The following is a 13,913-nucleotide window of genomic DNA, read 5'->3' on the forward strand; positions in this document are numbered from 1 at the left end:
TTAGATTACTCTAAAGAATAAAAAGCCTGATTCAATCAGGCTTTTCTTATTTATTAATATCTCTATAATTTTCCACCAATCCCTTTAAACTTCTCAACAAAGGCGACTATTTTTTGGAAAACAGTTTGCTTCTTTGTTCGATATTCTGGATCTAACGGACTCAATTTTGGTAATACTTCATTCAACTCTGTTCCATTTTCACTTGCATATTCTCGCTTGAGAGAAGCAGTTAAATAGCGTTTTGCAGCCTCCTCACGTAACTGCTCTCCTATAATCAATTCTTTTGCTGCTTTTTGCTGTTCTCTTTGTGCAAATTTAAAGAATTCATCAATAATGCTTGCTTTATCTTTAATTTGATCCAAATTAGTCTGATGGATAAAGTCAACAATTAACCCTTCTTTAGCTCGATTGCCAACGCTAGCACGAATTATTTTACGAATATCTGAAATTAACGCTGGTTTATTTTGTGTTTTCTGATTCTGTTCAAAAATTAACGTTAGAATGTAGTCCAAATTAATTTCTTGAGATTTTAATAAATCCACCTCAAAAACAACATCACTCCAATCAATAGTAGATTGCCCCTTATCACCTTCTGTTTTCTGGCGACGTAACCAATCTCGAATATCATTATAAGTTGAACGATAATCCTGAATCAGATGCTCTGACAAAGTGGGAACTGATACAGATGAATAATGCCCATTCTCTTCATTTAACTTATCATCAACAAGTTGTATCTCACTCGCTTTACGCAAATCTACATACTCATCATAATTTTGTAGAATATTATCAATCCGTAGGTATTCACCAAATAATTTAATAAATTCTTTTTTATCAGCTTCGGTTTCAATATTGGCTGGATCAGGGAAACGTGATGTTAATTCTTTCACTACTGCCAAATACCCTCGACATACGTCCCCTGTTATCTCATCAGTATAGCCATTCATATACGCTTCATAGCTTTTTTCTAAAACGACTTTGCGAGTATTAGCATTTCCGAACAGTTTAATGGCATCTATGGTGGCTTGTTCCAAATCACGGAAAGTCACGATATTCCCAAACGGTTTGGTTTTATCAAAAATACGATTGGTGCGAGAGTAGGCTTGGATTAGACCGTGATAACGCAAATTTTTATCGACAAACAAAGTATTTAGACAAGGGGCATCAAAGCCAGTTAAAAACATACCGACTACAATCAATAAATCAATTTCCTGATTTTTTACCCGCTTGGCTAAATCACGATAATAGTTTTGAAACCCGTTGCTTTCTACACCATAATTGGTTTGAAAATAAGCGTTATAATCGTTGATGGCTGCCTGTAAAAATTCCTTTGCCGAACTATCCATTGCGGTAGGTTCAAAATTTTCATCAGCAATCTCACCCTTGGCATTTTGTTCCTCGTTAGCGGCAAAAGAGAAAATAGTGGCAATTCTTAGTGGATTCGGACTATCTTTTTGTAAGTCCTTAAAAATTTCATAATACAGTTTGGCAGCATCGACACTGCTCACTGCAAACATCGCATTAAAGCCCTTTCCAGAAGCATTCAAACGGTGGGTTTTCTGCTTAAAATTTTGCAAAATATATTGAGCAATTTCTCGCAAACGTTGCGGATGCAATAAGGCTTGTTTGTTTTCCAGTGCAGATAATTTTTCCAGACTCTGCTCTTGTTCCAATGATTTAAATTGTGGACGTACATCGTTGTAATCCACTTTAAATTTCAATACTTTTTCATCACGGATAGCATCGGTAATCACATAAGAGTGTAGTTCTCGCCCAAAAACGCTAGCAGTAGTTTCAGAACCTATGGCGTTACCTTTACGAATAACTTGACCATTTTCAATTTCATCGCCAAAAATCGGCGTACCGGTAAAGCCAAACTGACAGAATTTTTTAAATTTCTGCTTGAGTTTTTTTGTGCTTCACCAAATTGTGAGCGATGACATTCATCAAAAATAAACACTACCTGTTTTTGATAAATAGCTAAATTCTCTTCTGACTTCATTAAGTTATTGAGTTTTTGAATGGTAGTTACAATGATTTTATTATCATCGGTTTCAATATTGCGTTTTAATCCTGCCGTACTTTCCGAACCGTTGACACTATCGGGTGAAAACCGCTGATATTCTTTCATGGTTTGGTAGTCCAAATCTTTGCGATCGACCACAAAAAACACTTTATCTATAAACGGTAATTCAGTTGCCAAACGGGCAGCCTTAAAACTGGTGAGCGTTTTACCCGAACCTGTGGTATGCCAAATAAAACCTCCGCTTTCGGGTTTGCTCCAATTTTTATTTTCGTAAGTGCTTTTAATTTTCCATAAAATCCGTTCAGTGGCAGCAATTTGATAAGGTCGCATAATCAGCAAGGTATCACTGACATCAAAGACCGAATAATGCAGCAACACGCTAAGTAGGCTGTTTTTACTTAAGAAAGTAACGGTAAAGTCTTTTAAGTCTTTAATCAGGCTGTTATCCGACTTTGCCCAATTCATGGTAAAGTCAAAGCTGTTTTTATTACGTTTAGTGGTATTGGCAAAATAGCGGGTATCGGTACCGTTGGAAATCACAAAAATTTGCAGGTATTTATATAAAGACGCTTCGCTGTTAAAGCTCTCTTTGCTGTAACGGTGTACCTGATTGAATGCTTCTTGAATAACTACACCACGTTTTTTCAGTTCAATTTGTACTAGCGGTAAACCATTAACCAAAATGGTAACATCGTAGCGGTTGCTGTGTGTGCCGGTTTGCTCAAACTGATTGATTACTTGCAACACATTGCGGTGAATATGCTTTTTATCCAGCAGATAAATATTTTGGATATGTCCATCATCAAACACAAAGTCATAAATATGGTTATGATGAATTTTGCGGGTTTTATCAATCAAGCTTTCTGCCGGTTTGTCCAAATATTCCACCAGAAAACGTGCCCACTCCGCATCACTAAACTGCATATTGTTCAGCTTTTGCAACTGCTCACGCACATTGGCAAGTAATTTTTCCGGCGTATTTAAATCTCTGCGGTATTCATAGCCTTGTTGTTGCAAATCGGCAATCAGTTCACGTTCCAAATCGGCTTCGCTTTGATAACTGCCAGATTGTTCAATTTTGGTGTATTTATCCAAAATAATAAAATTGTTGGTTTCGGTGATGGGAATGGTGTGTTGCATACTCGTTACCATTTAAAATCTTGCTTATTTAACAGCGGATCTTGCTTAATAAAAATAAATTGTTATTTTTCAATATGTTATAAAAATAAAATCACCTTGCTTAAGCCAGATAAAACCTTGCTTACATCTTGCTAAATGTATATTTAGCATCTGGATCTCTTTGTTTTTTACTATGCCGTTCAATAATACCTTGATCTACAAAAGTATTTAAATAAGTACGAATAGTATTTTTATTGATATTTGTAACCCTTGCAAAATCAGATAGTGTCGCAGAGCCGTTTGCAAATAAATATGTCAAAATCATTCTTTAGGTATCATTTATCTCCGCCCACTTATTCTCAACTAACGCCATTAATTCAGTAGAAACAGTTTTACTATGTGTACTAATTTTATTTCTCAATGTTAGATATACATTACCGTTTTTTTCTTGATATTCTGGTTTTGAAAGCATTGATTTTTCCATTGACTCATAAATACGAGCAACTCCCTCATTTAATTGACGAACATATCCAAAATCTTCTAATGTTCTTGCAATTCGTGGGTTTCTAGCAAAACGCTCTGTTTTTATATTTTCAATCGTTACTTGAGCTGGTAGTGGACCACTGTTACTAATTTCCAATCGATCATCAAAATGCTTAATATAAATAGCATTTCCTTGTACATTATAAGAGCGATGACAAAGTGCATTAACAACTCCCTCTAACCAAGCTTCTTCTGGATATTCAGAAACTTTTTTAAATTTACCCTGCGAGATATCCAAAAAATAATAATCTCGCAGTGATGTTCTTAAAAAGTAAGATACTTCCTGAATTAACTTTGGAATATTATTCTCAAATCGTTGATCCTTTATCACATTATGTTCACTCCCAACTTTTGCTTGGGTTCCTTCATACCTAATATAGCGAACAGATGCTGAAGGAATATAGCGTTCAGGATTTTGTGAAAAAAGTAAAACAAGTGATTTTTTAAATTGATAATTACCCTCTTTTTTATTCAATAAGTTTCTCTTATAGAGCAATTCAAAAATATCCCCACTAAAATTCATTTTATCCTTGTATTCCTGTAGCAAGGATTGATCTAAATCCTCTTCATTAAAATCACTGACAATTTCATCTTCAAATAAGCGTATATTTTTATCATATTCCAATTTCTTTATTTGTTCTTGATTCAATTCTCTATTACTATCTGCCACTCTCAAGAAAAATTTTTCATTATCTTTACGGCAATAAATACGCTCTAAGTCTTGTTCAACATGAAACAAAAAAATTAACTTGCCATCTATTTCTATTTCTTCAAGCTGAATTTGACAAGGTGGCTTAATGAAATCAAAAATAAGTTTACGATAATCACCTAACTTCTCTGCGATTTGTTTCAAATCCTGTAGCTCGCCAGTATCACTCACACCAAATACTAAAATACCACCATCTGCATTGAGCATACCAATAAGCTCTTCAGCAATTTTACTTGGCTTAATTTCTTTCTCACCTAAGCCTTTACGCTCAAAATACTGATTCTCTGGCTGTTTTTCTAGGTAATCCCTAGTAACAATGCTATTAATTTTTGATATTGGCGTTGTCATAAATTTCCTTGCTTATTTCGTAACAAATATTGCTTAATAGAACTATTTCATTATTTTTCAATAAGTTGTAAAAATAAAATTACCTTGCTTATTTAATAGTGAATCTTGCTTATACTCGCTCAAACCCCAACAACATTTCCCGATAGTATTCATATTGCTTATTTCTAAGCTCAATTTCTTTGGGTAAGCCCTCGCTGATGGAGTTGGTTAGTGTGTCGAATTTATCTAAAATATCAACAATACGTTTTTGCTCCTCTATATGTGGAATAGGGATTTTTATTTTCTTTAAATTATCATTATAAAGTCGTTGTATTGTTCCACCTTCCGCAATATTCCATTTGATAACTTGATATAAATAAAATAAAAATTTATCAAGCACAACACTTTCATTATTTTCAATCCATACAATATTGCTATCTTGGAAATAGGCATCTTTTCCATCAAAAATGACTGTTCTTCCAATAGTTCCACTTGCTGAAATTAATATATTTCCTTTCTTGGGATAAGAGTATTTAGACTTATATTCGTTGAATAACTCTCTTGAAATAAAAGCATTAGCTTCTTTTCCAAAAGTTCCTATTTTATAAAATGGTATTTCTCCTGTATCTGCAGTCTGTTCTTTTAAAATACGTTTACACATTCTGACTTCCCCAATCTCCCCCAACGTTTTCCATTCCACTTCATAGCCAAAGGTGAGTAATTTATCACGATAGTATTGATATTGTTTTTGCCGTAGGTTAAGCTCGCTGGTCAGGGCGGTCAGTGTATCCAGAATTTTTACAATTTCTTGTTATATCGATAGCGGTGGGATGGGAATTTGGATTGCAAGAATATCAGGCATACTAGGATGTTGTACCCCAGAACCCCTAAAAAAGCCTTGAATAACATCATTTTTATTTTTTAAAAAATAATATATATTTTAAATTATATAATTTATCATCAATGGAGCTTGCAAGTAAATTGCCACTATCTACAAAACGACCTTTATGATATTTTATATTTGCTGTTCCACCCGTTGGAATAGTAACAACTTCTCCTGAATTTATAAAATTCTTCGCAAGACATTCCTTGGTAAATCCTTCAAAATTACCTGTAGATAAAAGCTTTATATTTCCATCTTCTACATTTAAACTTTTTAAATGTTCTGCAGAAATATGAACAAAAGATAAAATTTCTGTTTGTGCTGTAACTCCTCGGAATCTTTTATCCCATAGAGTAACCTCCCCCAACGTTTTCCACTCCACCTTGGCTCCCTGTAGCAGTTTTTCTAAAAATGCGTTGTTATTCATCTTTAATCCTTTATATCCTTAGCTTTAATTGCTATTAAACACTGCTGACCTTTTGCCGTTAAACGATACCGCTGATGACGGCTGGTTGGCTTTTCAGGCAGCGTCATTTCAATTAAGCCTTGTGCCAGTGCAGGAGCAAGGTAGCTTTTCCTGAAATGTGGTTTATGTTGAATATTCAACTGCTGCATAAGTTGGCTAATGCCTTGCTCCCCTTGCATCAGAACATTTAAAAGGCGTGGCACAAGTTCCATTTCTCCCTGTTTATCTTGACCAATATCTAGAGGGGTATCTAGGTCGGTATCTAGGTCGGTATCTAGGTCGGTATTCCGATCTACAGTTTTTGCTTCGCTATGAATCGGTAAACGGATCAAAAAGAACGTGCGTTCTTCATCGGTTTCAAATACAGCATCGGGCGAGCCGTTTTCTTGCATCACACGAATAATCTTGGGTATTCCTGTAGAACGTCCTTCCGTCAAATCCAAATCTTTTAAAAACTCACCTACACGGCGGTTGCGATAGCGGCGGCTTACGGCTCTGCCGTTTTGCAAATCGTCCAATTTGATGGAACGATCAGGACCGGGATAGCTAATCACTTCAATGCTCTCCCGATTGATACGGATTTCTATCGGCTCTCTTATTTCATACGAGCGATGATAGACGGCATTAACTACCGCTTCTTCAATCGCTGCAAAAGGATAGTTCCAAAAACGCTTCGCTTTGGCTTGATGAGGAATTTTAAGCACAATCTCTTTTAAATACAGATGTTGAATATACTGCAATGCTTCTTGGGTAATGCGTGCTAACGGTCCTTTAAATATTTTTTCTTCCAACCGATTAGCTCCTGTTCCCTCGGGAAAATAAACCACATCAATTTGGGTATAAGGAAAAAATCTATCGGGTTGGCTATTAAAAAATAACAATCCGACATTTTTGGGGAATAAGGCTTCCGATGTGCCGCCTGCAATATTCATCCGTTTTGCCAGTTCTTCAATGCTAAGGTGTTTGGCGGTGGTTGCCAGTTCGCTTTTAATTTCTGCCAAAAACTCTCGGATTAAATGCGGTTCTAAGTCATCTAACGTCGCATTAAGACATAATCGATCATCAAAAGGCACTTTATTCGCTAACGATAACAGCTCTTGTTCAATTTCACCTTTAGCCTCAATGGTATTGGAATGTTGGCGAATATAGTATGCCCAATTTTCACTATGCTTATCAGATAACGATTTTTTGGCACGATAGGGACGCATTTCACCACCGACTGCCCATAGAACTAAAATCAATTTTCCTTGAATTTCGTAAGTTGCCGTAAGGGTATGAAAAGTAGGTACAATCGCACTTTTTTCCAGTTGTAATAACTCCTTACGGATTTTATCCACCTGTTCATAGGCTAACCCCGTTGGTGGTAATTGAGGCATTCCGTTATTTTCGGTTACACCGATAATCAGATAACCGCCACCCAAATTGTGAAAATCATTGGCAAATGCACATAAAGTATGCAGCACAGCCTCCGGATTCCAGTTTTCTTTAAACTCAATCCGTTCATCTTCTATAGTTTTTCTATTCAATAAATCTTGAATATTGATTGGCAGTTTATCGTCCATCTATGCTCCGAATGTTTTTGTTTTTATCAATTAACCCTCAATTTCCGCTACAATCTTGCTAATCTCTACACGCAAACGATCGATATTGGCAACAGTTTGCTCAATTTCCTGATTAAGTGCCGAAATATCAATCACTTCCCGAGTGTCTTTCGCCTCCACATAACTGCTGACGGACAGGTTATAATCGTTATCGACGATTGTCTGATAATCCACCGATTTCGCCAAATGCGGCACGTCCGCTTTTTCGCTAAATAATTGGAGAATTTTGGCAATATACTCATCAGTCAATACGTTATTATTAGTTTCTTTTTTAAATAATTCGCCGGCATCAATAAACTGCGTCATCATATCAGTTTTATGTTTCGACAAAACCAGAATATTCACCGCAATAGATGTACCGAAAAACAGATTTGGTGCCAATGAAATTACTGTTTCTACAAAGTTATTATCTACCAAATATTTACGGATTTTTTGCTCGGCACCGCCACGGTAAAAAATACCCGGAAAGGTAACAATAGCCGCCCGACCTTTGGCGGATAAATAGCTTAATGCGTGTAAAATAAAGGCAAAATCGGCTTTGGATTTGGGTGCCAATACTCCGGCAGGTGCAAAACGATCATCATTGATTAAGGTCGGATCATCGCTGCCAATCCATTTCACCGAATACGGCGGATTGGAAACAATGGCATCAAAAGGCTTATCGCCATTATGCATCGGATTTAATAGGGTATCACCAAGTTGAATATTGAACTTGTCGTAATTGATGTTATGCAAAAACATATTCATACGGGCAAGGTTGTAGGTGGTATGGTTAATCTCTTGCCCAAAGAAACCCTCTTCAATCAGATGCTCATCAAATTGCCTTTTGGCTTGTAACAACAATGAACCCGAACCGCAAGCCAGATCATAGATTTTATTGACGGTGGTTTGCCCATGTAACGCCAGTTGTGCAATCAGCTTAGATACATTTTGCGGAGTAAAAAACTCTCCGCCTGACTTACCGGCATTGGCAGCATAATTGGAAATCAGAAACTCGTAAGCATCACCGAATAAATCGATCTGATTATCTTCAAAATGCCCAAAATCCAACTCCGCCACACCTTTTAGCACCGCTGCCAAACGTTTATTTTTATCAGCAACGGTATTTCCTAAACGGTTGCTGGTAGTGTCGAAATCAGCAAACAAGCCTTTAATATCCATCTCTGACGGATAGCCGACCGCCGAATCTTCAATTTCGTTGAAAATATTTTTTAAATCAGTATTTAATTTTTCATTGGTATTGGCATTTTTGGCAACATTTTCAAATAATTGGCTGGGATAAATAAAATAACCTTTGACTTTGATGGCATCATCCTTAATCTCATCGGTAATCACTTCATCAGATAAAGAGGCATAGTTGGTGTTTTCATCATTAAAAAAATGGGCAAAATTTTCGCTGATAAAGCGATAAAACAACGTACCCAAAACATATTGTTTAAAATCCCATCCGTCCACTGAACCTCGGACATCGTTGGCAATTTGCCAAATACGGCGTTGTAGCTCTGCTCTTTGTTGGCTGGCGGTCATTAACTTCTCCTATTTAATAATTTTTGCACTTATCTTAGAGACTATGGTGATAATTTTCATACTGTATCAGAAATCTTGCAAATAGTACTGCTTTTTACCCAGTTTTCTTCTGTATCTATGGCAATTTTTGCTTACAACACAAATCACAAGCCCACTGATTATAATCAACTAATACAAGTACAAATGAATAAATAGGATCAAAGAATATTTATATTTTTTTATCTACCCATGATAAATAGTATAAAGAATCACCATCCCCACCAAATACCCCAATCCGAGCCAAGCTAAAACAAGTAACCAACGTTGTTGAGTATTTAACTGTTTTGCCAGACTAAGATTTAACCACGCAAAGACTGGTGCAGAGATAAAAGACGCGGTCATCGCAAATGGAATCATCTTACCAATCGCGCCGCTGAAAAATTGGATCAAGATAAAACTCGCTAACGCAGCGACAATCATAAAATAACGTAATCCTTGTTCGCTATTTACGTCCGCTTGTTTACCAAAACGCAGTAATTGGATAGTTTGTTGATTACAACGAGAATAACCATCGACAGCGACTATTGTCGTACCGTAAATACAGATGAAAGCCACTAACGCCATAAACCAGCGTGTCCATTCACCAATACTGATTGCATACATCTCAATAAATTGATGGATAAACTTTCCACCGCTTAGAGGTTCTAACGGCTTGCCATATTGAACTAATGCCCCTAATGCCATAAACATTAACGCTAAGATAATCGTTACCACATAACCCACATTAAAATCTCGATGATGAGATTGTTGATAATCAGGCTCTAATCGACTTTTTTGCACAACCCATAAAGAACTCGCAACACTTAATTCCATAGGAGCAGGCATCCATCCCATTAATGCAATTAAAAATGGAATTGCACTGATACTCCAAGCATTAGGTGCAATAAAATCTGTCGGTAATGGTGATGATTTTCCTTGAGCCAAAAATAAGGCAATAACAGTAATCACTGACAATACCAACATAATAGCTTTAGACACCTGATCTAAACGTTGATATTGACGATAAAACAGAATCAGCAAAAAACTCAGCAATACTACAATATTTAAAACATTGAGATTTACTTCAACTGGCAACAATAGTGCTAATAATACGGCAGAAAGTAATGTACCACCCGCAACATTGACTACCGTTGCAAAGAGGTTAAACACTAAAAATAGCCAAAGATAAGATTTCCCTTTACTAGCATATCCTTGTAATACACTCTGTTTTTTCTCTGCACTGTAATCAAAAGCAAAACGGAAAAACGGATATTTCAGCAGATTCACTAATACAATAAGCCCTGCCAACTGATACCCATAATATGCTCCAGCTTGAGTTGAAGCGATAATGTGCGAACCACCCACACAAGAACAAGCCATAATAATCCCTGGCCCATATTTCTGACCAAAGGCTGATAACTGCATAACTAACCTCGCAAAATCGTCTGGATTGTTGTGGTGAGATCGGTTGCTTGCATAATGGTAGAAATCACAGCTACCCCATCAGCCCCTGCTTCACGTAAAGGATGAGCGTGTTCTGCTTTAATTCCGCCAATCGCCACTAATGGTTTAGTAATCTCACACTCACGCAATCTTTGGATAAATTCAATCCCCACCGCTGGTGCCGCATCCGCTTTAGAAATAGTAGGAAAAATAGGCCCACAACCATAATAATCAACGAATGCTGGCTGATTATGCTGTTGTGCCTGTTCCAACGTATTAACAGACAATCCAATCAACATTTTAGAAGAGAGTTGTTGCGCTAGCTGTACTACTGGAAAGTCTTTCTGCCCCACATGAATACCATCTGCATTCAGTTTTTTGGCTAATGCCACATCATTATTGACAATAAAAGGCACATTATATTGCTGACATAAGATTTGGCAGTCACGAGCAAGCCGCTCAATTTGTTCTGGATCTTGTAACGAAAAATCCCCTTTTTCTCGGAATTGGTAACAGGTTATTCCTTGTTGTAAAGCGGCTTCTAACCGAGTTAATAATGCAGACTGCGGATTTTGTGTATATTCAGGTAAATGCCGACAATCTTGGGTTCCAGCCACTAAATAACAACGCAAAATTTCACTATTCATTATTTGCTCCTAATTGAGCATAAGCCCAATGATTGGTTGGTCCATGGCTATGCCCAATATTTAAAGGATGAGAAATTGCGGCAGTAACAAAGTCTTTAGCAATTTGACACGCTGCTGATACGGATTTCCCTTTCGCTAATTCTGCAGCTAAACAAGCTGAAAAGGTACAACCTGTCCCATGTGTTTGTTGCGTAGCAAAACGAGGACTTTCTAACACAAAATTACCTTCTGCACTGAAAATCCAATCACGACACACATCACTACGAGAGTTATCTCGATGTCCACCCTTAATCACAACTGTCTTGGCTCCCAACTCTTGTAAGATCTTTGCTGCCTGAGCCACACTTTGCTCATCTGTAATCTGTACACCCGTTAGAGTTTCTGCTTCAGGTAAGTTTGGTGTAATTACATCTGCCAACGGCAGTAATAACTGACGCATCACAGTAACTGCACTCTGTTCTAATAAGCTTGCGCCACCTTTTGCAATCATTACAGGATCTACTACTAAATTTTTTACTGCATAATGCCGTAATTGTTCCGCTACACATTCAATAATCTCCGCGGTACCTAACATACCGATTTTGACCGCATTAGGTGAAAAATCCTGATAAATCGCAGCAAGTTGTGACTTAATGGTCGAAGTTGGAATTAAATGAATATCACTCACTCCTAATGTATTTTGGGCAGTCACCGCAGTCACAACACTCATTCCAAACACCCATCGCATTTGAAATGTTTTTAAATCAGCTTGAATACCGGCACCACCGCCACTATCAGATCCAGCAATGGTTAATGCTTGTGCTATTTGGCTCATTTTATCCTCCAATCACTTCAACTTTCGCATATTCAGCAACCTGCTGATCATCTATCTGGGCTAGGCTATCAAGTAATCCTAAATAAAACTGCCCATATTGATTAGGTTGTAAGGTCTTAGCCGCAATCTCACCCGCAATCGCATAGGCAGTACATGCTTGGGTTACTGCTTGAAATGGATTTTGTTGATCGACCGCCAAAAATGCCCCTAATACGGCACCAAGTAAACAGCCAGAACCGGTAATTTTGGGAAACATTGCGGTACCATTTGCAATTTTGGCAAGCTGTACCCCATCACTGATATAGTCAACTTCACCACTTACTGCCACCACACATTGATAACGTTGAGCCACAGTCGCTGCAATTAAAGCAAGATCACCCTCACCACTCCCTGCATCAACGCCTTTTGCTTGCCAAGCAATCCCTGCCAGTTGTGCAATTTCACCCGCATTACCACGGATCGCGGTAAACTGAATATGTTGTAACAACTCAGCAACTACCTGCTTACGATAACCGGTTGCACCCACGCCAACAGGATCAAGGATCACAGGAATACCTTGACGGTTTGCTGCTTTACCAGCCAATAACATCGACTTCACTTTCATTGCATCTAGGGTACCAATATTTAATACTAATGCTGACGTGAACTGTGCTAACTCTTCCATTTCCTGTTCTGCATCCGCCATAATCGGCGAAGCCCCTAACGCCAATAAACCATTAGCGACATAATTGGCAACCACAATATTAGTAATATTGTGAATCAGTGGATTTGTTTGACGAATCTTTTCTAAATAGGTGTGTTGCATAAACTATCCTTACTCAACTTGTTGAGCCATATCATTTAATGTTGGTATCTGTTTGATTAACCCTTGTTGCTGCATAAATTTCGCCATTTGTTGATAACGATGTTGATCCAAAGCACGAGGACTTAAACTTAGACGAGGCATAGTCTCCTGCCATGCGCGTCGATTTAATTCATTATCTAATTCATTAGTTTTATAACTTACAAACGCTTGCCAAGCGTCTTGGTTATGGTTGATGAGATAAACGGTAGCTTGTTCTAATGCACTGATAAACGCTGAAATTTTGCTGCGATATTGAGGATCAGCTAACTGTTTTTTATTCGCTAACAAAATCAATTCATCATAAATTGGTACACCATGTTCTTCTGGATAAAAGGCAACACCTTGCTGATGTTCAAGGGCAAGTTGATTCAACTCAAAGTTTCGGAAAGCGCCAATTACCGCATCTACTTGTCCACTAATCAAAGAAGGCGATAATGACCAATTCACATTGATCGGTTCAACATCTTTTAAGCTTAAACCAACTGATTTCAACATTGTGCCAAGTAGAGCTTCCTCAAACCCACTCACTGAATACCCTACTTTTTTGCCTTTTAGATCAGCTAAAGATTGGATACCACTCTGCTTTAATACCACCAAACTATTGAGCGGTGTAGCAATTAATGTTCCTACTCGCACTAATGGTAACCCTTGATCAATATCCATAAGTAATTGTGGTTGATACCCTACTGCTAAATCGCTTTTTCCAGCAGCTACTAATTTTGCAGGTAATGAGGGATCTGCTGGTTCAACAATCTCAACATCTAGTCCATTTGCTTTAAAAAAGCCTTTTTGTTGTGCCACAATCAATGCAGCATGATCAGGATTAACAAACCAATCTAGTTGTAAAGTTAATTTTTGTAGCTTATCTGCTGCTGCATTTAGGTGAAATGCCAAGGCAACGAGCGCTGTTAAGAATAGTGATTTTTTCATCATATTGTCCTTTGTTGTG

12 protein-coding genes and 1 pseudogene are annotated in these 13,913 nt (G+C 37.5%); all 13 read right to left on the reverse strand.

The window, feature by feature from the left end:
• Positions 1-62 precede the first annotated feature (62 nt).
• Entirely contained in the window at positions 63-1,514 is a 1,452-nt protein-coding gene (locus tag QV06_RS12145; RefSeq protein WP_432416506.1) for a type I restriction endonuclease subunit R, EcoR124 family, read from the reverse strand.
• 195 nt (positions 1,515-1,709) lie between these two features.
• Positions 1,710-3,175, reverse strand: a pseudogene (locus QV06_RS12150) (type I restriction endonuclease subunit R); the annotation flags it as partial.
• Between the two features lie 109 nt (positions 3,176-3,284).
• Positions 3,285-3,467, reverse strand: coding sequence for a winged helix-turn-helix transcriptional regulator (locus QV06_RS12155; protein ID WP_245174229.1), 183 nt, complete (start codon positions 3,465-3,467; stop codon positions 3,285-3,287).
• A 3-nt stretch (positions 3,468-3,470) separates the two neighbouring features.
• The gene (locus tag QV06_RS02920) at positions 3,471-4,742 is read right to left on the reverse strand and encodes an ATP-binding protein (RefSeq protein ID WP_245174230.1); all 1,272 of its coding nucleotides are present in this window, start codon (positions 4,740-4,742) and stop codon (positions 3,471-3,473) included.
• A 109-nt stretch (positions 4,743-4,851) separates the two neighbouring features.
• On the reverse strand, positions 4,852-5,382 hold the full coding sequence (locus QV06_RS02925) for a restriction endonuclease subunit S (protein ID WP_082985025.1): 531 nt from the start codon (positions 5,380-5,382) through the stop codon (positions 4,852-4,854).
• Between the two features lie 253 nt (positions 5,383-5,635).
• Positions 5,636-6,031: a hypothetical protein gene (locus QV06_RS02930; protein WP_065236870.1), complete on the reverse strand. Its 396-nt coding sequence runs from the start codon at positions 6,029-6,031 to the stop codon at positions 5,636-5,638.
• A gap of 2 nt (positions 6,032-6,033) precedes the next feature.
• Positions 6,034-7,632 (reverse strand): Fic family protein, encoded by a 1,599-nt coding sequence (locus QV06_RS02935; RefSeq protein WP_065236871.1) that lies wholly within the window; start codon positions 7,630-7,632, stop codon positions 6,034-6,036.
• Between the two features lie 30 nt (positions 7,633-7,662).
• Positions 7,663-9,198, reverse strand: coding sequence for a type I restriction-modification system subunit M (locus QV06_RS02940; RefSeq protein WP_065236872.1), 1,536 nt, complete (start codon positions 9,196-9,198; stop codon positions 7,663-7,665).
• Positions 9,199-9,420: 222 nt separating this feature from the next.
• Positions 9,421-10,641 (reverse strand): NRAMP family divalent metal transporter, encoded by a 1,221-nt coding sequence (locus QV06_RS02945; protein ID WP_065236873.1) that lies wholly within the window; start codon positions 10,639-10,641, stop codon positions 9,421-9,423.
• Between the two features lie 2 nt (positions 10,642-10,643).
• Positions 10,644-11,306, reverse strand: a complete 663-nt coding sequence (gene thiE, locus QV06_RS02950) for a thiamine phosphate synthase (protein ID WP_065236874.1) — start codon at positions 11,304-11,306, stop codon at positions 10,644-10,646.
• Positions 11,299-12,120, reverse strand: coding sequence for a bifunctional hydroxymethylpyrimidine kinase/phosphomethylpyrimidine kinase (gene thiD, locus QV06_RS02955; protein ID WP_065236875.1), 822 nt, complete (start codon positions 12,118-12,120; stop codon positions 11,299-11,301). The genes thiE and thiD overlap by 8 nt, the downstream gene beginning before the upstream one ends.
• A 1-nt stretch (position 12,121) precedes the next feature.
• Entirely contained in the window at positions 12,122-12,925 is an 804-nt protein-coding gene (gene thiM / locus QV06_RS02960) for a hydroxyethylthiazole kinase (protein WP_065236876.1), read from the reverse strand.
• Between the two features lie 9 nt (positions 12,926-12,934).
• Entirely contained in the window at positions 12,935-13,894 is a 960-nt protein-coding gene (locus QV06_RS02965) for an ABC transporter substrate-binding protein (RefSeq protein ID WP_065236877.1), read from the reverse strand.
• Positions 13,895-13,913 lie beyond the last annotated feature (19 nt).

Origin of the sequence: Gallibacterium genomosp. 3, assembly GCF_001678475.1 — a bacterium.
Classification (GTDB): Bacteria; Pseudomonadota; Gammaproteobacteria; order Enterobacterales; family Pasteurellaceae; genus Gallibacterium; species Gallibacterium faecale.